Below are 19800 nucleotides of genomic sequence, written 5' to 3' on the forward strand. Positions count from 1 at the left end.
TACTGTGAGATTAAAAGCGAGCCCCCCTGAAACCTCTGCGCGTAGCGTATAGTCTCTGTATTTTATTCTTCCATAAATTTCAGTGAGATCGTTGTGATTACAGCGAGTAATATACTGTTCCCTCCCCTTAGTAAGGGGAGGGTTAGGGAGGGGTAATTTCGATAAAGGTAGAATCGAGTTCATAGTTAACTTGATTTACGCGCTGTTCGTTCTTGACCCCCTCCCAGCCTCCCCCTTAGTAAGGGGGAGGAGCTACATTGTGAACGTGGTAATTTTAACGATCACTTCTGAATTCTGCCAGCGAAGCGGTCTCGTTTCTAGTTAGCGCAGCGTATAGTTTCTTGTTATAGCCTATTTATTGATCAAGATTTTAAGGTGTACTTATGAATGAAACAGTAAATGAAACAGGGTTATTTGATTCTTATTGGGCCATTCTTGATACACAGATAGCAACAAGTGCGGATATTTATCAAGTTGAAAAGAATTTAGAAAAAAGAATTGAATCAAATTCAAATAAAATTTTAGCGGTAATAGCGATTGCCGTTGCTTTTTTAGCTTTATTTTTAAGCTAATTTTAAAGAAATAATTTCGAACGTTCCCAGCCTCCCTTTCAGATTCGTGGCTTTTATTCAAATTTTAAGTATTTAATTTTCTTAGACGTCGATTAAAGGTAGAGTGTTGTCATCATTCTCAACCGTATCGCAGCTATGACTACTGTAATTCTTTCTTCTTTAACGACCACGCAATCTACGAAAACCAAAAAGAGTAAGCTTAATCAACTATGGAGCGATGTTGAGAAAAAGCGGCAACGTAATCAACGCTATCAAGCTAAATTAGATGATTTTTATCACTACTTCAAAACGTCCACAGAAGAGCAAGAGCAAGAAGTTTGCTTTGCAACTGAGAAGTGGATCCATCATTTGTTTTCTTTTATCCCACGTAAAACAATTAAAGGGGCGCAACGTGAAGCGCTGTACGATTGGATACAAGAAGAGTTGGCCATTTTAGAGGCGAACCCATTCAATACAGTTAACACGACAGAGTTACGTGATACTTTTACTGAAGCGCTTATGGCTGATTCATCAAACCAACCTGAAACAGATTCGATTACAGATGAGGAGCTAGGTCATTTCCGTGAAGAGATGTCTATGATGCTCGGTCATGATCTTGATCTCAGTGATGAAGAGCTATTGGAGATGGTTAAGGAACCCCAGAAGTTTCATGATTATCTACAAGAATTAATAGCCGAAAAAATGGAAGATGAACACTCAGAAGGAGAGGACGATATTGATTGGGGAGCGGATGATTTTTTCTCTGAAGGGAATGGCCAAGCAAATGTTGACTCGTCACATAATGAGAGCAGTAAAGCGTTTTTCAGCGATAAACAGATAACGAAGCTCTATCGCCAATTGGCAAAGCAGCTGCATCCTGATAGAGAAATGGACGAAGTTAAGAAGTCAGAAAAAAGCATTTTAATGCAGCAGTTATCACAAACCAAGAAAGAGAAAGATGTGATCGCCTTGCTATTGATGGCTCAGCAGTATCTTCCTAATCATGAGATGGTGATGGATAAAGATATGATTGAGCGTTTGCAAGCGACGCTCAAAGAAAAAATTAGGCAATTAAATATCGAGCATCAAGAACTTCAATATGGTAATGATTTAAAGAGTGTTATTTGGCAAAAATTTGGTGGTGGTAGCAAAGCGGCTCGTGAAAAAGAGTTAAGACAGTACCGAGATACGTTACTGAGAGAAACGAAAGCGTTATTTGAAAAGTGCCAAGAGATAAAAACAGTTAAACAATTACAGTTGCATTTAAAAGATCGAGCTAATGCTTCTCGTTTTGAGGCTCAACTTTTGAGAATGGACCCTTCAGAATTATTTGGTTTCGATGACGATTGGTTTTAGTTTATCTGTATTAACTATGCCGATCTTATGACTATAATGTTTAAGGGAGAGAGGATAGCTCTTCCCGTTCTTCAAAAGGATTTTCATGAACTACGACATCTTCAACGGTGACGCTGACGGCATCATCGCACTTCTTCAACTTCGCTTGGCTACTCCTCAAGAATCTACCTTAATCACTGGCGTTAAGCGTGACATTAACTTAGTGACTAAAGTGGATGCCAAAACGGGGGATAACCTCACCGTACTAGACATATCAATGGAAAAGAACATGGTAGCTCTAGAGCTCGCTTTAAGTTCTGGCGCTGAAGTATTTTATGCTGATCACCATCGTGCGGGTGATATTCCTGAGCACGAGAATCTATCTGCTCATATCGATTTAGATGCCAATACCTGTACCGCGCTAATTGTTGATAAGCTATTAAATGGCCAGTTCCATGAGTGGGCAATTACTGCGGCTTATGGCGATAACTTAATTGCTAAAGCGGATGAGTTGGCAAGTGTTGCCGGTTTATCTTGTGAGCAAAAGTCACAGCTAAAAGAGTTGGGTACATTAATCAACTATAATGGTTATGGAGCGAAGGTGGACGATCTGCATTTTGATCCTGCTGCTTTATACCAAGCGTTATTACAATACTCATCACCTTTTGATGTGATTGCCGACAAAACATCGCCTTTTTACCAACTTCAAACAGCCTATCAATCGGATATGGATAATGCGTTGGCGATTGAAGCGCAGCACAAAAGTGAGAAACTGGGGTTGTTTGAGTTACCAAATGAGGCATGGGCACGTCGTATTAGCGGTGTTTATGGTAATCTTTTAGCAAATCAAAATCCTGATTCAGCTCATGCGGTATTAACGCAAAATGCGGATGGCACGTATATGGTATCTCTTCGTGCGCCATTGAATAATAAGCAAGGAGCAGGAGAGATCTGTAGTTCGTTTGCAACCGGTGGTGGACGTGAAGCGGCAGCGGGAATTAATGCGTTGCCGAAAGAGAAAATTGCTGAGTTTATTACGGTGGTTGAGGGGAAATATTAAGAGCAGAATTCAGATCGGTCGCAAGCTCCCTTACAGGGCTCAGGGGTGATCGTGGTTGTAGCAACGATCACAATACAGTTCCCTCCCCTTGATAAGGGGAGGGTTAGGGAGGGGTTGTTTCGATGAAGATAAATCGAGTGCATAGTTAACTTGATTTAGACGCTGTTAGTTCTTGACCCCCTCCCAGCCTCCCCCTTAGTAAGGGGGAGGAGCTAAAAGTCAAAAGCGATCAGCTCTAATTTTCTCTTGAACTCCTCAAGCGAAGCGATCTTCTTTCTATCATTAAAAATTTAAAACGGAGAAAAACAATGAACATATTAGTCACTGGCGGAATGGGTTACATCGGTAGCCACACATGTGTACAAATGATTGAAGCGGGCTTAACGCCGATCATTCTAGATAACTTATACAACAGTAAAGAAGTGGTGCTTGATCGCATTGAAGCTTTGGTTGGCGTGAAGCCTAAATTTTATCAAGGTGATATTCGTGATCCTCAAATCTTAGAAACCATCTTTGCTGAAAACCAAATCGATAGCGTGATCCACTTTGCTGGTTTAAAAGCGGTGGGTGAGTCGGTTGAAAAACCAATCATGTATTACGATAACAATGTATCGGGTACCTTGGTGTTAGTTGAAGAGATGCGTAAAGCGGGCGTGAACAGTATTGTATTTAGTTCATCTGCAACGGTTTATGGTGATCCTGCATCAACACCGATCCGTGAAGATTTCCCTACATCAGCAACCAACCCTTATGGCCGCAGTAAGCTGATGGTAGAAGAGTGTTTAACGGATATTCAAAAAGCACATCCTGAAATGAGTGTGACGCTGCTTCGTTACTTTAACCCTGTAGGCTCTCATAAATCAGGCACTATGGGTGAAGACCCACAAGGTATCCCAAATAACTTGATGCCATTTATCTCTCAAGTGGCTGTCGGCCGTCGTGAGTTTTTATCTGTATTTGGTAATGATTACCCAACGGTTGATGGTACGGGCGTTCGTGATTATATTCATGTGGTGGATTTAGCGGATGGCCACTTAGCTGCACTAAAATACAAAGGCCAACAAGCGGGTCTACATATTTATAACCTAGGTACGGGTAATGGTAATAGCGTGCTTCAAATGGTTGCAGCGTTTGAGAAGGCCTCTGGTGCGAAAGTGCCATATAAGCTTGTCGATCGTCGTCCTGGTGATATTGCCGAGTGTTGGGCTGACCCTGCTAAGGCGCGTGAAGAGTTGAAGTGGGAGGCGAAGTTGTCTCTTGATGATATGACAGAGGATACGTGGCGCTGGCAGTCGAATAATCCAAAGGGGTATTAAGTAAAGGCAGGGTTCAGATCGGTCGCAAGCTAAGCGTCCTGAAACCTAAGTTCTGCACTTGCTTTTGATCTTCTTTACGTCTATTTGTTCAAAGTTTATACTGATGATAATTCCATATTCTTAAAGGTTAATCTATGCCATTACTGATCCCTGAAACTGATTTTTCAGATCAGCTGAGAAGGCCCAGCACGAATAAAGCGGCTGCAAAAAAGTTTTTAGCTAAATATCCAAAACCTTATCATTTAGAAGGTTTTATCATACCTGAAGGCTATCGCTTTGTGACTAATAAGAAAGGCAAACAGATACGATTAATCGATAAAACAGATAGCAGTAATCCTCGTATAATCTATGCCGTTAATATTGAATTATCAGATAAAAAAATAGGCCAACGCTCTTGTACGCAAGTTATGGTTTGGTCTGATCCTGTAGAAGAAGAGCTTACTATCGGGTTACCTAAGAAAGTATTTTCGGCACTGCTTGAAGAATATGTAATCATGATTAGTGATGAAGAGCAAACCAATGATGGTAAGCGATTTTGGGAACGAAGATTAATCCAGTCTTTAAAAAATGGTCATTTTGTTTATTTTTATGATTCTTTTCAGTTGGGTTCGCAGCTTATCCAGATAAATACAGTGGATGAGTTTCTTGAAGAGTATGAACCCTTAGGTTGGGGGCAAGATAATGAGCATAAAGGTAAGATGTTTATTATTAGCAAAATGAAGATTTAAGACTAGACTCTGCGCGAAGCGTCCTGAAACCTAAGATCAAAAAATGCCCACAGGCGACAAACCTGTGGGCATTTTATTATGCATTTGCTCTTATAGAAGCGAAGCGGTCTCGTTTCTAGTCAGCAAAGCGTATAGTTCTATTTAAAAAGAATCTCACCAGACATCTCAGCAGGAATTGCTGTATCAGTCAGAGCTAGCATTGTAGGAGCTAGATCAGACAGTTTACCGCCTTCTTTAAACTCAACCGCTTTGCTACCTACGTAGATAAGAGGGACAGGAAGGTTAGTGTGAGCAGTGTGAACGCCGCCTGTTTCAGGGTCGATCATCATTTCAGCGTTACCGTGGTCAGCTGTGATAAGTAGTTGACCATCGACTTCTTTGATAGCGTCAACCACTTTACCGATACACTCATCTAGAGATTCAACCGCTTTAACTGCTGCATCGTATACGCCAGTGTGGCCAACCATGTCACAGTTAGGGAAGTTACAAACGATAGCGTCGTATTTACCAGATTTGATAGCTGCTACTAATTTCTCAGTTAGCTCAGGTGCGCTCATTTCAGGTTGTAGATCGTAAGTCGCTACTTTTGGAGAAGCAACCAGTTGACGCTCTTCACCTTCAAACTCGTCTTCGATGCCGCCATTGAAGAAGAAAGTAACGTGTGCGTATTTTTCAGTTTCAGAAATACGTAGTTGAGTTTTACCTTCTTTAGATAACCACTCACCATATGTGTTTTCTAGAGACGCAGGCGCGAATGCACAAAGAAGAGGGATGTTTGCTGCGTATTGAGTCAGCATAACAAAATCGATTGCTGGGAATACGTTACGAGCAAAACCATCGAAATCAGGAACGAATGCACGTGTGATTTCACGAGCACGGTCAGCACGGTAGTTCATGAAGATAACTGCATCGCCATCAACGATTGCTGCTGATTCTTCACCTTCTGCTTTGATTTCAGTTGCTTGTACAAACTCATCGTTCTCTTCACGAGCGTAAGCCGCTTCAAGACCTTCAACGGCTGTTGCAAAAGTGAATTCTGCTTTTGCTTCTGTCATTAAATCGTAAGATTTTTGTACGCGATCCCAGTTGTTGTCACGGTCCATTGCGTAGTAACGACCAATTAGAGAAGCAACACGGCCTTTACCTAATTTAGCGAATAGCTCTTGGAAGTTTTTCAGAGAGTTTTCAGCTGAACGTGGTGGTGTATCACGGCCGTCTAGGAAGCAGTGTAGGTAGATTTTTTCTGCGCCACGTGCCGCTGCCATTTCTACTGCTGCGTAGATGTGATCTTCATGAGAGTGAACGCCACCTGGAGACATAAGCCCCATGATGTGTACTGCTTTGTCAGCTTTAACTGCTTTGTCGATAGCGTTAACTAGCGTTTCGTTTTGTTGGAACTCACCATCAGAGATTGCTTTAGTGATGCGAGTAAGATCTTGATATACAACACGACCAGCGCCGATGTTAGTGTGACCTACTTCAGAGTTACCCATTTGACCATCAGGTAGACCAACGTCCATACCTGAAGCTGAAATTAGTGTGTTTGGTTGAGTAGCCATTAGGCCATCAAGAACCGGAGTATTTGCGTTTGTGATTGCGTTATCTGCTTGAGCTTCACGGTGACCGTAACCATCAAGAATAACTAGAGCCATAGGCTTTTTAGCTGACATAAAGGTGTTCCTCGTCAATAACTTAATAAATTCGAATAAATAACTTTGTGTAATTTTACTACAAAGTTTGAAAATGGGCTAGGGGAAGAGCAGGAGGCTTCGCCTTGAGAGCGCTTCGCTTAAGACGCAACAAGTTGCTTGAAGAGGATAAAAAAGCCAGAGTTCAGATCGCTTCGCTTGCAGAATTCAGAGGTGATCGTGGTGGCTACAGCGTTCGCTAAGTATAGTCTCTAGCCTTAACTTAATGTATAATTTTAAATCAATAACACTCATATTCTTCACTATTTAAAATAGAGGTTTATATGCAAAAAGTAGAATTATTTAATACTCATACTTTTATTAAAGCGCTCGTTAAATCTGGTATGGAAGAAAAGACAGCGGAAGTGCTAGCTGAAAACCAACTTGCAATGCTAGAAACTCAAATATCTACAAAGGCAGATATGTATGATGTAAAAGCACATATGACGGATGAGTTATCTACGATTAAAAAAGATTTGGATTGGATAAAAAAGCTGATGCTGGGTATTGGTGTGACGGTATTAATTGCTTCGCTAAAATATATTTTTTCGTAATTAAAGAGCAGAGCTCGCTACGCTTGCAGGTTTAAGGGGTGATCGTAGTGGTTACAGTGATCGCAATACAGTACCTCCTCTTGATGGGTTTATTGTTGAGATTGGAAATAATGTAAATATTGCATAACCAACCCCCTCTAACTCCCCCTTGTGTCGGCTATATCAATCTCATAATCATCAACGTTCAAAGGGGGAGAACCATCTTTGTCGTTACAATTACAGCGACCAGCTCTGAATCTTATTCTTTTGAACTTGAACTCCTCAAGCGAAGCGTCTCAAGGACGTAGTCCGTCTTAAGCGCAGCGCTCTGCTCTTCCTAGCTCTCCGCCTTTCCTCGCCCCTTGAGCGTAGCGTCCTCGAATATCGTTCCTGATCGTAAATACCAAAACGCACTTATCCCACCCATCACATTCCCAATCGCAATCCCTACAAACAATCCTTCCATACCGTAGAAATGACTGCCAATCCACGCCGTTGGCAAAGTAAACACAAACAACCTCATGAAACTCCAACTGAAAGAATGTAACGGTTTTTGCATTGCATTTAGGCTGCTCACAAGCACCATCACAATGCCTTGGAATCCATAACTGAATGGTACACAGATTAAGTACATCCATAAGCCATGTTGTACGGCATCATCTTGGCTAAATAGATGGGATAACGGAATGCTCAGCGGAACAATCAAAATATAGAGAAATAGTTGGAATAATACAGAGAACTTCATCGCTAAGAAGATGGCTTCTTTCACTCGCTCTGGCTGTTTGGCCCCAAGGTTTTGAGCTACAAAGGGACTTAATGAAGACGTAAGTGCCATTATCACCAACAACATTAATGACTCGACTCGTTGTGCTGCTCCATAAGAGGCGACCGCAACCGTACCTTGGCTGGCAAGCATCATCATTAAAATGGCTCCAGAGATAGGGTTTAATGCGTTTGATAGCGCAGCCGGTGAACCGATTTTTAATATCTGATGCCAATCTTGTTTTATCTCTGATGGCTTTGGTGGTGCAAGTAATTTTACTTTTCGGGTGAGTACGTAAAAAGAGGCGCATAAAGCACCAAACCAACTGATGCCACTGGCAATCGCAGCGCCTTGAATCCCTAACTCAGGAAAAGGTCCATAACCAAAGATAAGCAATGGGTCGAGTACGCCATTGATCAACCCTGCCAGCATCATGATTTTTGCCGGAGTGGTGGTATCGCCCGTTGCGCGAATGGCACTGTTACTCGACATTGGAATAACCAGCAGCGGAATAGTGAGATACCAAATAGACATATATTCATGAATAAGAGGCAGCAGTTTGTCTTCTGCACCTAATAATCGAAATAGAGGATCTATGGTAAAAAAACCGATGCTACAAGCAATGAGAATAAGAATGACGGCTAAGATTAATCCGTGTGTCGTTAATTGAGCAGCGTGCTTGCTGTTACCTTGTCCGAGCAAGCGCCCAATCGAGGCAGATAAACCAACCCCAATGCCCATGGTAATGCAGTTGACCGCAAAGGTAACCGGGAAGGTAAAACTCACCGCGGCAAGGGCGTCTGTACCAAGCAGTGATATGAAAAAAGTATCCACCAAGTTGAATAGTAGAATAGCAACCATGCCAAAGACCATAGGCGTCGTGAGTTTACGAAGCACATCGCTGATAGGTTGAGTGAGTAACCCGTGTTTATCGACCATGGTTTTCTCGAGTGGTGGTGGGATGGGTAGTGTAGCAGTAAGAGCAGAGGCGCAACAAGTTGCTTAAGGTTAAAGGGCGCTTCGCTTAAGGAGGACTTCGTCCCAGAGGAGAGCATAGAGCAGAGTTCAGATCGCTACGCTTGCAGATTTCAGAGGTGAATGCTTTTGATTTTAGCTCCTCCCCCTTACTAAGGGGGAGGCTGGGAGGGGGTCAAGAACTTGCAGCGTATAAATTAAGTTAACTATGTATTCGATTTTACCTTCAGCGCAATAACCCCTCCCTAACCCTCCCCTTAGTAAAGGGAGGGGACAGTGCACATTCGCTGTAATCACAACGGTCGCCTCTGAGATCTGCTTTTGATCTTCCTGAAAGCTGAATCCTTGCTTTTGATATTCTCAAGCGAAGCGTCTCAAGGACGAAGTCCGTCTAAAGCGCAGCGCTCTGCTTTTCTCTGCTCTTTCCTTCAAAAATTTAGCCCTAAACCCTTGCAATCCCCCCCTAAAAACCCCATTAATAAACCAAAGCCAAAACATGGCACTTTATTCTTAAATGGAAAATTATCAGGAGAGACGACCAATGAATATCCGTCCTTTACATGACCGTGTGATCGTTGAACGCCAAGAAGTTGAATCAAAATCTGCAGGTGGCATCGTGCTAACTGGCTCAGCGGCTGAAAAATCAACGCGCGGTACTGTTCTAGCTGTTGGCAAAGGCCGCATCCTAGAGAATGGTTCTGTACAACCATTAGACGTAAAAGTTGGCGATTCAGTGATCTTTGCAGAAGGCAATATCAAAGCAGAGAAGATCGAAGGCAAAGAAGTGCTGATCATGTCTGAATTTAACATCCTAGCGATTGTTGAATAATAAACGATATTAAGAAAAGAATTTAAAAAGGAAATTAAAGATGGCTGCTAAAGACGTTAAATTTGGTAACGACGCACGAATCAAAATGCTAGAAGGTGTAAACGTTCTGGCTGACGCGGTAAAAGTAACATTAGGTCCTAAAGGTCGTAACGTTGTTTTAGATAAATCATTTGGCGCACCAACTATCACTAAAGATGGTGTTTCTGTTGCACGTGAAATCGAGCTTGAAGACAAGTTCCAAAACATGGGCGCACAAATGGTTAAAGAAGTGGCATCGCAAGCGAATGACGCGGCGGGCGACGGTACAACAACTGCAACGGTTCTTGCTCAAGCTATCATTACTGAAGGCTTAAAAGCGGTTGCTGCTGGCATGAACCCAATGGATCTTAAGCGTGGTATCGATAAAGCAGTTATTGCTGCAGTTGAAGAACTAAAAGCGCTTTCTGTTCCATGTGCAGATACTAAAGCGATTGCACAAGTAGGTACTATCTCTGCAAACTCTGATTCAACAGTAGGTAACTTAATTGCAGAAGCAATGGATAAAGTAGGCCGTGATGGTGTTATCACAGTTGAAGAAGGCCAAGCGCTGCAAGACGAATTAGACGTTGTTGAAGGTATGCAGTTTGACCGTGGTTACCTATCTCCATATTTCGTAAACAACCAAGAAGCGGGTTCTGTAGATCTAGAAAGCCCATTCATCTTATTGGTTGATAAAAAAGTATCAAACATCCGTGAATTGCTTCCAACGCTAGAAGCCGTAGCGAAAGCATCTCGTCCTCTTCTTATCATCGCTGAAGATGTAGAAGGTGAAGCGCTTGCTACTCTAGTTGTGAACAACATGCGTGGTATCGTTAAAGTTGCTGCGGTTAAAGCACCTGGTTTTGGTGACCGTCGTAAAGCTATGCTACAAGACATCGCGGTTCTAACTGCGGGTTCTGTAATTTCTGAAGAGATTGGTCTAGAGCTTGAAAAAGTCGTTCTTGAAGATCTTGGTCAAGCTAAGCGTGTAACTATCACGAAAGAAACAACAACTATCATTGATGGTTCTGGTGAAGAGACAATCATCTCTGGCCGTGTTTCTCAAATTCGTCAACAAATCGAAGACGCAACATCTGACTACGATAAAGAAAAACTTCAAGAGCGTGTAGCTAAACTGGCTGGCGGTGTTGCAGTAATCAAAGTGGGTGCGGCGACTGAAGTTGAGATGAAAGAGAAGAAAGACCGTGTTGAAGATGCACTTCACGCCACTCGCGCTGCGGTTGAAGAGGGTGTTGTTGCTGGTGGTGGTGTTGCACTTATTCGCGCTGCATCTAAAGTTGCTGGCCTTGAAGGCGACAACGAAGAGCAAAACGTAGGTATCCGTGTAGCACTTCGTGCAATGGAAGCGCCTATCCGTCAAATCACTAAGAATGCGGGCGAAGAAGATTCAGTTGTTGCTAACAACGTTCGTGCTGGTGAAGGTAACTACGGTTATAACGCAGCAACTGGCGAGTACGGCGACATGATCGAGATGGGTATTCTTGACCCAACTAAAGTAACGCGTTCTGCACTTCAGTTCGCTGCATCTGTTGCGGGTCTTATGATCACAACAGAAGCGATGGTTACTGATAAGCCACAAGACTCAGGTTCTGCAATGTCAGATATGGGTGGCATGGGCGGAATGGGTGGTATGGGCGGCATGATGTAATCATCCCCATAAACCAATTCGCTTTATCGCGTTATGTGTTTGAAGAGCCGAGGCAGATATGTCTCGGTTTTTTTATGCGTGTTTTAAGAGCACCCCCTCCCAGCCTCCCCCTTATTAAGGGGGAGGAGCCGATTGCAGTTGTTGTAATTTCAGCGATCACAATACAGTCCCCTCCCTTTACTAAGGGGAGGGTTAGGGAGGGGTTATTGCGATGATGGTAGAAGTTATTCCGATTTTAATTGTTCTATATGCATTAAAATATATTCGAGGACACTATCAATATTACTCATGACATCCTGGTTTGTGAAGCGCAATACTGACATACCAAGATTGTGCATATATTCATTTCGAATAGCATCGTAGTTTTCAGCTTCGGGGGTAAAGTGACTATCACCATCGAGTTCAATGACTAATTTATATTCAGCATTATAAAAATCACAAACATACCGACTAATACCATATTGGCGTCGAAATTTTACATTGAGTTGATTTCGTCGAAGTTTATTCCACAATATACGTTCTGCAGTTGGTACATCAGATCTCAGCTTTTGCCTGAGTGTTTTGTGTTTTGATTTATTATAAATAAGTGTCATTAGAATTCAGGTTTACTTAGTAAATGCTATAAACCATAGAAGTTCTAAATGGTAAAAGATAATGAAGAGTAAAGAGTTTCGATAGAGTTCAAAATTCGTATTTCTGCTCTTATAGCCTCTAGAGCGAAGCGTTCTAGTTAGCGCAGCGTGTAGTACAAAACAAAAAAAGACCACAGGCTAATTAAACCCTGTGGTCTTTTTATTCTCAAGGACGAAGTCCGTCTAAAGCGAAGCGCTCTTAAGCAACTTGCTTGCGTCTTCGTTCTTTAATTAAGCTTTTGCTTTAGCTGCTGCTTTAGCGATAGCTGCAAAGCTTTTCGCGTCAAGCGCTGCGCCGCCAACTAGAGCACCATCGATGTCTGGTTGTGCGAAGTAAGCTTCAGCGTTTTCAGGCTTAACAGAACCGCCGTATTGGATAACAACGTTCTTAGCAACTTCTTCAGATTTCTCAGCAATGTGAGCACGGATTTGAGCGTGGATGCGTTGTGCATCTTCAGCTGTAGCCGCTTTACCAGTACCGATAGCCCAGATTGGTTCGTAAGCGATGATAGCGCCTTCAAGAGCTTCAACGCCTTGAGTGTTGATTACAGCGTCAAGTTGACGTGCACATACTGCAACCGTTTCGCCAGCTTCGTTTTGTGCTTCAGATTCACCGATACAAAGAACAGGAGTTAGACCGTTCTCTTTTAGGAATGCGAATTTCTTAGCAACAAACTCGTCAGATTCAGCGTGGTATTCACGACGCTCAGAGTGACCGATGATGATGTGAGTTGCACCGAACTCTTTAAGCATAGCTGGAGACATGTCGCCAGTGAATGCACCGCTGTTGTTTAGATCAGTGTTTTGAGCACCTAGGATGATTGCGCTGCCAGCTTCAGTAAGTGTACGCTCAGCAAGGTCAACGAAAAGTGCTGGTGGAGCAACTGCAACGTCTACGCCTGTAACGCCTTCAAGTTCAGCATTAAGACCGTTTAGTAGTTCAACAACCATTTCTTTGCTGCCGTTTAGTTTCCAGTTACCCATAACTACAGGATGACGCATAGGATTCTCTCCAATTCAAATTAATGTAAAAAACTTGCGTAAAAATATAACAGATTTTACGACAGATTTAGTGTCTAAAATCATTTTTATGCATAATTTTAGCGCTTTTATTTCGAAGTGCGAAAGATTATTAACTGAATAGATGAGATTTTCGCTCGTTCTTAAGTGTGATTCATTAGGCACTTTTATATTGAGGAGATTGTAACTTACGCGCTTTCACTGAATGATGGAAAAATAATCATTCATTTAACGCAGTATGAAAAGGAAGTAATAATGCCGCACTTAATCATGGAATATTCAAACTCAGCTGAGGATCGTTTAAATACGCAGGGGTTGTTAGAAGATCTGCATCAGGTGGCGATAGAGTCAGAGTTGTTTTCAGTTAATGATGTGAAGTCTCGTGCGATCCGCGTTCATTCTTGGTTGGTGGGTGATAAGGGTAACAGTGCTGATTTTATTCATATAACGGTAGAGTTATTATCGGGAAGAACGCCAGAGCAGAAGCGAGAATTAAGTCGCGGATTAATGGATGTATTAGTAGAGCAAGCCAATCACATTGATAGTTTAACCATCAATGTGAGAGATATGGAGCAAGAGAGCTTTCAAAAAGTAGGATAGAAAACAAAACAAACCCTCTTTTAATGCTTCGTATTATTTGATGAGCGATTATTGGCATTTGGAAATTGAATGACATCTGCCGCTTGATGCTCATCAATGGGTTTATTTAATGAATCAGCAAAACGAACAAACTGCTTACCGAGCTCTCTCCCTAATAAGATGTTGATGTGATTTGGGTTATTGCCTCGTTCGATGATTCGTTCGATGTGACTTTGTTGTGCCAGCAGTGGTCCTTGATGTTCTTCTGGTAAACTGTCAATAAACTCCATACTCAGTTGATGGCGTAATGCTTCTAGTTGCTCTGGGGATCTTTCCGCTAAGGCTTTGAGCTCATCAAATGAGGGGATTTCTATATGATGATATGAATGCGGCATTGGCTAACTCCTTGTCTTTCTGTATCAATAGATTCAGCTTAGTTGGGGTTTTATTATTTTGAGAAAGTGGAATAGGGGATATTGAAACTTTGTCTCACTTTTGAGAGTAAAGAGCAGAATTCAGATCGCTTCGCTTAAAGGGTTCAGAGGTGGTTGCTTTTGGTTACAGCGAACGAAATACAGTTCCTCCCCTTGATTGATATATTGTTGAGTTTAGTGATGTTGATATAAGGGGAGGCTAGGAGGGGTTGTAAGTGATGAATCTTGGTTTATCTAAATAACATAAATATGGTGTAACCAACCCCCTCTAACTCCCCCTTATATTGACTATGTCTATCTCATAACCCTAACGATTAAGGGGGAGAACTGTTCTTTGCTACTCTAACCACAGCAATCATATTCTGAATTTAGTACTCGCTTTTACACTTATAGTTTCTAATTAGCGCTGCGTATAGTCTCTAGTTATGTATAAGCAACCCCCTCTAGCTCCCCCTTGTATTGACTGTATCGATCTCATAGCAATAGTGATTAAGGGGGAGAACCGTTCTTTGTCGCTGTAACCACAATGAGTATCTCTGAAACCTGAACTCCCTAAAACAAAAAAGACCACAGGCTAATTAAACTCTGTGGTCTTCTTATTCTCAAGAACGAAGTTCGCCTTAAGCGAAGCGCCCTCAAGCAACTTGTTGCGTCTAGCTCTTAGCCCTTAAAGAATAATATCTCTAACTTCTTTGTCTTTACGCTCTAAGTAGTGAATCGACTTAATACGACGGATCGTACGACAACGACCACGAATAAGCAGCGTTTCAGTTGTCGCGATATTACCTTGGCGAGTGATGCCTTCTAATAGGTCGCCTTTAGTGATGCCCGTTGCTGCGAAAACAACATCATCACTACGAGCCATATCGCTCATCTTTAAGATAACGTTCGCTTTAACGCCCATTTCTTCACAGCGTTTTAGTTCTTCTTCACCGTGAATGCGGTTTTCTTCAGTATCGCCTTTTACTTCATGACGAGGAAGAAGACGCGCTTGCATGTCACCATCTAAAGCACGAATTACCGCAGCAGAAACCACACCTTCAGGTGCGCCGCCGATGCAGTACATTACGTCAACTTCGCTATCTGGCATACAAGTTAAAATAGAGGCGGCAACATCACCATCTGGCACAGCAAAAACACGAACACCCATTTTCTGCATGTTTGCGATTACTTCGTCATGACGAGGCTTAGCTAGTGTTGTTACAACCAAAGTATCTAATGGCTTACCTAATGCTTTTGCAATGTTTACTAGGTTCTCTTCTAGAGGTAGTGCTAAATCGATAGCGCCTTTTGCACCAGGGCCAACAACCAGTTTTTCCATGTACATATCAGGGGCTTTTAAGAAGCTACCTTTTTCACCCGCAGCTAATACAGCAAGTGCGTTTGATTGGCCCATCGCAGTCATACGAGTGCCTTCAATTGGGTCAACAGCGATATCTACAGCATCACCACCTGTACCTACGTTTTCACCGATGTATAGCATAGGCGCATCATCGATCTCACCTTCACCAATAACAATTTCACCACTGATGTCAGTCTTGTTCAGGAGTGTACGCATTACTTCAACGGCAGCACCATCAGCCGCGTTCTTATCACCGCGGCCAAGCCATTTGTAACCCGCTAATGCGGCACCTTCAGTAACTCGAGAAAAAGCCATTGCTAAATCGCGTTTCATAATTGCTCCGAATAAATCGATGAATAAGTAAAAATCGCGAGGATTTTAGCATAACAAAAAGGGAAACGTTTGCTTTTTGAGTAAAGATTCGATTTTTTTAGAATTCATCCGTTTGATTTATAGAAGAGAAGCCGTGCTTTAACTCAAATAATGAATTGAAAAATCTAGTTTTAGTATGAAGTTCGTTTTAATCTTAAGAAAGAACGTCAGATGTTGGTAAAATGTGCCGTTTTTTTGTTCAAATGATGCATTTTCAGTAATAACACTATGGCAGAATTGCATTTGCTGAGTAGAATAGAAAACATGTTTGTAGTGAGTAGTTAATTCGCTGCATATTCAATGACGAATACAGTTAAGGTGGCAGGAATGTCTTTAGAAATATTAGAACAACTAGAAGCTAAAGTTCAAATGGCAGTAGATACAATCGCACTGCTACAAATGGAAGTTGAAGAATTAAAAGAAACGAACGCAACGCTAACTCAAGATCTTGAGCAAGCAAATAACGGTCGTTCTGAAGTTGAGCAAGAAGCTCAGCGTGCACGTGATGAGCAAGCGCAATTTGAAGCTCGTATCCGTGGTCTGTTAGGTAAGATGGACGAAGTAGAGTAATTCTATTTTTTGAGTCGTAATTCTTCCATCTTCTGTGTTGTCGGTGCTCACTTATTATCATAAGCTCCGCGCCTCCGCCTTAAAGATGAAAGATTTACTTATCAAAAATTGAGAATTGGTTCGCGAAAGAATTTGAAACCGTAGGTGTGAAAGCATCTGCGGTTTTTTTATGCTAGAAGCTATACGCTGCGCTGACTGGAGACTATAAGAGCAAAAAGCGAGGGGTCAGGTCTCAGGTTTCAGGAGGAAATACAGTGTTGCTTTGGCTTTTAGCTCCTCCCCCTTAGTAAGGGGGAGGCTGGGAGGGGGTCAAGAACTTACAGCGTATAAATAAAGTTAACTATTAACTCAATTCAACCTTTATCGGAACAACCCCTCCCTAACCCTCCCCTTATTAAGGGGAGGAGACTGTGTATTTATCGCTGTAATCACAACGATCACCCCTGAATCCAGCAAGGGAGCTTGCGACCGATCTGAACTCTCTCTTCTAACCTCTAAAGGCGAAGCCGTCTGCTCTACACTTCTTCCTCACCCATCTCTTCTAACGGCTCTTGAGAAATAATAATCCCAGTCGAATCCGCATACAGATGATCTTCAGGTAAGAAAGTCACGCTACCAAAGTTAACCGCGACATCCACTTCACCAATGTTCTGTTTTGCAGCACCAACAGGAATAGAGGCTAGAGCTTGAATACCAATATTAATTTCTTCTAGATAATCCACTTCACGAATACAACCGTAGATAACCAAGCCTTCCCAACCATTGTGAGCGGCTTTTGCTGCTAAGTCGGCATCGATCAATGCACGACGTAATGAACCGCCACCATCGACTAATAGTACTCGGCCTTCGCCTTTTTCATCGAGAACGCGGCTAATTAAGCCATTATCTTCAAAACATTTGATGGTCGTAATTTGGCCAGAGAAAGAGGTTTTTGCACCAAAGTGACTAAACATAGGTTCAACAACATCTACAAGGTCTAAATAAATGTCGCAAAGGGCTGAAGTATTATATTCCATGATGATGTCTACCTTTTGGTTGGTGTTAATAGCTTTTAGTAATGACTTAATATACGTGCTTAATAAGTCATTACTATGATGGGTAACAAGTTATGCGAACTTTATGACACTAGACCTCATTCAATATATTGAAGTTCACGTTATATTGATAAATATAGGCCAACAGAGAAGAAGATATTAGTGAATAACGCACATTGCACCACGGTTCCCATCATTGGTCGGATGGCTTCGCCATTAGGCGCGCGCAGTACAGAAATTACATGATAAAGCGCGAATGGGCCTGCTAATAAAAATAACCAACCTACCAGTGAGTGAATTTGGGTGGCACTAAAAATGGCTAGGCAGAGAAAAGCTAACGCCATTAATACCGCGTGATATTTACGTCCCCAGTCACCGCCCATACGAACCACTAATGTCATTTTTCCACACGCTTCGTCGTTCTCAATGTCACGCAGGTTATTGATGTTTAATACAGCGACCGCTAATAAACCACAAGCGATAGCAGGTAAGAAAAGTGCTGAAGAGAGATGACCAGTGTGCAGATAATAAGTACCTGCGACACCCAATAAACCAAAGAAAATGAATACTGAAATATCACCCAAACCACGATAGCCATAAGGTTTATCACCCATGGTGTAGGCAATAGCAGCGCCTATCGCAAGCAACCCAAGAGCAATAAAGCCAATGATATCCATGGTTTGATGTAGCGAAGAAAAGACTAAAACTAGGCCACTAATAATGGTGAGTACAATATTAATACCAATCGCTTTTTTCATCGTCTCCTGAGTAACAAGACCTGATTGCATGGCGCGTTGTGGACCAAGACGATCATCATTATCGGTGCCTTTTACGGCATCACCATAATCATTAGCAAGGTTAGATAAGATTTGTAATAAGGTTGCAGTAACAAATGCCATGAGAGTGATGGTAGCTGAGGCGTGGTTGTTCCAATACGCTAATGCAGAGCCTGTCATAATAGAAGCAAGCGCAAGCGGTAAGGTTTTTGGACGAGCAGCACTGAGCCAAATAGCAAAAGGAGAAGTTTTCATAGCATCGCAAAAATAGTGAATAGAGCCTCTATTATTCACTATTTTTGGAAGAACCCCAAATTTGAAGAGAAAAAGGGAATATCAGTGAAATAAGTTAGCCGATTTTCCCTGTATCAATGAGTTGCTGTAATAGAGGACGAATAATTAATTCCATCGCAAAACTCATCTTTCCACCAGGAACTACAAGCGTGTTATGACGAGACATGAAAGAGCCATCAATCATGGCAAGTAGATAAGGAAAGTCTACATTGCGGATGCCTCGAAAACGGATCACCACAAAGCTCTCATCTAAACTTGGAATGCCTTTGGCATTGAGTGGATTTGAAGTATCAACCGTAGGAACACGCTGAAAGTTAATATGCGTACGAGAAAACTGTGGCGTGATGTAGTTGAGGTAATCGTCCATTGAGCGAACAATTGAATCCATTACTGCTTCTCGTGAATGCCCACGATCACGCGTATCTCGAACGAATTTTTGAATCCATTCCAAGTTTACAATCGGCACCATACCTATCAGTAAATCGACGTGCTGCGATACATCAATATCACCATCCATGACACCACCATGCAGCCCTTCATAAAATAGAACATCGGTATTATCTGGAAGATCTTGCCATGGAGTAAAAGTGCCCGGCATTTGATTAAAAGGAACGGCTTCATCAAAGGTGTGAAGATAGCGGCGATATTGTCCTGTGCCATCTAAACCATATTGGCGGAAGAATTGTTCTAGAGCCGGAAAGTCATTCGCTTGAGGTCCAAAGTAGCTGATGTGCTTACCTTGTTCTTTGGCTTTACGGATCTCAACATCCATTTCAGGACGCGTAAATCGATGAAAGCTATCCCCTTCAAGCCATGATGCTTTGATATTCATCATGTTGAACATTTTACGAAAGGCTTCAGAAGTTGTTGTAGTGCCTGCTCCGGATGAACCGGTAACGGCGATAATTGGATGTTTTGCGGACATGACAAACCCTGTCTGTGATTCTTGGCATCAAAGCCTAATGGCCAAGATGTTATAACAGGGTTGCATTAAATGATACGTTATCGTTTGAAATTTGTGATTGATTGAAAATGATTATTCAAATTCATGATTGGTGAGATTAGGATTAAAACGGGCTTTGGTTTGAATATCGACCGTTTCATGTAATTCTGAAAAAACCACCATCGCTTCACCATTTTTTAGCAATACTTTTATTTGGTCTACTTTTTCTTGATGGCTTATCTCAATTTCACCGTAATCCGTTCCTTCACGAAGAACAAATTCGGAGATCAAATTTTCTAGTGTGTCTGGTGCAATGTCTTGCCAAGGAATGATCATACT

General features: G+C 42.1%; 20 protein-coding genes. 10 read left to right on the forward strand and 10 right to left on the reverse strand.

Annotated features, from left to right (window positions below; translation table 11 throughout):
- Nucleotides 1–383 precede the first annotated feature (383 nt).
- The 5 genes from PVK70_RS12930 (at nt 384) to PVK70_RS12950 (ending at nt 4990) form a co-directional block, all read left to right on the forward strand.
- Complete coding sequence (locus PVK70_RS12930; RefSeq protein WP_130049079.1) at nt 384–572, forward strand: hypothetical protein; 189 nt, start codon at nt 384–386, stop codon at nt 570–572.
- Nucleotides 573–707: 135 nt separating this feature from the next.
- Nucleotides 708–1907 carry a J domain-containing protein gene (locus PVK70_RS12935; RefSeq protein WP_130049078.1) on the forward strand — a complete coding sequence of 400 codons (1200 nt, stop codon included), beginning with the start codon at nt 708–710 and terminating at the stop codon, nt 1905–1907.
- Nucleotides 1908–1992: 85 nt separating this feature from the next.
- Nucleotides 1993–2946, forward strand: a complete 954-nt coding sequence (locus tag PVK70_RS12940) for a DHH family phosphoesterase (RefSeq protein WP_130049077.1) — start codon at nt 1993–1995, stop codon at nt 2944–2946.
- A gap of 308 nt (nt 2947–3254) precedes the next feature.
- Complete coding sequence (galE, locus tag PVK70_RS12945; protein ID WP_130049076.1) at nt 3255–4262, forward strand: UDP-glucose 4-epimerase GalE; 1008 nt, start codon at nt 3255–3257, stop codon at nt 4260–4262.
- Nucleotides 4263–4396: 134 nt separating this feature from the next.
- Nucleotides 4397–4990: a hypothetical protein gene (locus PVK70_RS12950; protein WP_130049075.1), complete on the forward strand. Its 594-nt coding sequence runs from the start codon at nt 4397–4399 to the stop codon at nt 4988–4990.
- A gap of 137 nt (nt 4991–5127) precedes the next feature.
- Here the strand turns inward: PVK70_RS12950 and gpmM are convergent, their stop codons facing one another.
- Nucleotides 5128–6660 carry a 2,3-bisphosphoglycerate-independent phosphoglycerate mutase gene (gene gpmM, locus PVK70_RS12955; RefSeq protein WP_130049074.1) on the reverse strand — a complete coding sequence of 511 codons (1533 nt, stop codon included), beginning with the start codon at nt 6658–6660 and terminating at the stop codon, nt 5128–5130.
- A gap of 302 nt (nt 6661–6962) precedes the next feature.
- Here gpmM and PVK70_RS12960 point away from each other — a divergent pair, with 302 nt between their 5' ends.
- Entirely contained in the window at nt 6963–7232 is a 270-nt protein-coding gene (locus PVK70_RS12960; protein ID WP_130049073.1) for a hypothetical protein, read from the forward strand.
- A gap of 316 nt (nt 7233–7548) precedes the next feature.
- Here the strand turns inward: PVK70_RS12960 and PVK70_RS12965 are convergent, their stop codons facing one another.
- The gene (locus PVK70_RS12965; protein WP_130049072.1) at nt 7549–8913 is read right to left on the reverse strand and encodes an MATE family efflux transporter; all 1365 of its coding nucleotides are present in this window, start codon (nt 8911–8913) and stop codon (nt 7549–7551) included.
- 577 nt (nt 8914–9490) lie between these two features.
- Here PVK70_RS12965 and PVK70_RS12970 point away from each other — a divergent pair.
- Nucleotides 9491–9778 carry a co-chaperone GroES gene (locus PVK70_RS12970; RefSeq protein ID WP_060993308.1) on the forward strand — a complete coding sequence of 96 codons (288 nt, stop codon included), beginning with the start codon at nt 9491–9493 and terminating at the stop codon, nt 9776–9778.
- 40 nt (nt 9779–9818) lie between these two features.
- The gene (gene groL / locus PVK70_RS12975; RefSeq protein WP_130049071.1) at nt 9819–11465 is read left to right on the forward strand and encodes a chaperonin GroEL; all 1647 of its coding nucleotides are present in this window, start codon (nt 9819–9821) and stop codon (nt 11463–11465) included.
- Nucleotides 11466–11689: 224 nt separating this feature from the next.
- Here the strand turns inward: groL and PVK70_RS12980 are convergent, their stop codons facing one another.
- Both PVK70_RS12980 and tpiA read right to left on the reverse strand, forming a co-directional pair.
- Nucleotides 11690–12058 (reverse strand): endonuclease domain-containing protein, encoded by a 369-nt coding sequence (locus PVK70_RS12980; RefSeq protein ID WP_130049070.1) that lies wholly within the window; start codon nt 12056–12058, stop codon nt 11690–11692.
- 270 nt (nt 12059–12328) lie between these two features.
- On the reverse strand, nt 12329–13099 hold the full coding sequence (tpiA, locus tag PVK70_RS12985; RefSeq protein ID WP_130046168.1) for a triose-phosphate isomerase: 771 nt from the start codon (nt 13097–13099) through the stop codon (nt 12329–12331).
- Nucleotides 13100–13372: 273 nt separating this feature from the next.
- Here tpiA and PVK70_RS12990 point away from each other — a divergent pair, with 273 nt between their 5' ends.
- A complete protein-coding gene (locus PVK70_RS12990) occupies nt 13373–13717 on the forward strand; it encodes a 5-carboxymethyl-2-hydroxymuconate Delta-isomerase (protein ID WP_130049069.1) in 345 nt (114 codons plus the stop codon).
- Between the two features lie 20 nt (nt 13718–13737).
- Here the strand turns inward: PVK70_RS12990 and PVK70_RS12995 are convergent, their stop codons facing one another.
- Nucleotides 13738–14091: a DUF3135 domain-containing protein gene (locus tag PVK70_RS12995; protein ID WP_130049068.1), complete on the reverse strand. Its 354-nt coding sequence runs from the start codon at nt 14089–14091 to the stop codon at nt 13738–13740.
- A gap of 706 nt (nt 14092–14797) precedes the next feature.
- Nucleotides 14798–15805, reverse strand: a complete 1008-nt coding sequence (gene glpX / locus PVK70_RS13000; protein WP_130049067.1) for a class II fructose-bisphosphatase — start codon at nt 15803–15805, stop codon at nt 14798–14800.
- Nucleotides 15806–16171: 366 nt separating this feature from the next.
- Here glpX and zapB point away from each other — a divergent pair, with 366 nt between their 5' ends.
- Complete coding sequence (zapB, locus tag PVK70_RS13005; protein WP_130046164.1) at nt 16172–16414, forward strand: cell division protein ZapB; 243 nt, start codon at nt 16172–16174, stop codon at nt 16412–16414.
- Between the two features lie 515 nt (nt 16415–16929).
- Here the strand turns inward: zapB and rraA are convergent.
- The 4 genes from rraA to PVK70_RS13025 form a co-directional block, all read right to left on the reverse strand.
- On the reverse strand, nt 16930–17430 hold the full coding sequence (rraA, locus tag PVK70_RS13010; RefSeq protein WP_130049066.1) for a ribonuclease E activity regulator RraA: 501 nt from the start codon (nt 17428–17430) through the stop codon (nt 16930–16932).
- A gap of 140 nt (nt 17431–17570) precedes the next feature.
- Nucleotides 17571–18479, reverse strand: a complete 909-nt coding sequence (locus PVK70_RS13015) for a 1,4-dihydroxy-2-naphthoate polyprenyltransferase (protein WP_130049065.1) — start codon at nt 18477–18479, stop codon at nt 17571–17573.
- Between the two features lie 94 nt (nt 18480–18573).
- Entirely contained in the window at nt 18574–19443 is an 870-nt protein-coding gene (locus PVK70_RS13020; RefSeq protein ID WP_130046161.1) for a phosphoribulokinase, read from the reverse strand.
- 111 nt (nt 19444–19554) lie between these two features.
- On the reverse strand, nt 19555–19797 hold the full coding sequence (locus PVK70_RS13025) for a YheU family protein (RefSeq protein WP_130046160.1): 243 nt from the start codon (nt 19795–19797) through the stop codon (nt 19555–19557).
- Nucleotides 19798–19800 lie beyond the last annotated feature (3 nt).

It is taken from the genome of Aliivibrio sp. A6, from assembly GCF_028765505.1.
GTDB lineage: Bacteria > Pseudomonadota > Gammaproteobacteria > Enterobacterales > Vibrionaceae > Aliivibrio > Aliivibrio finisterrensis_A.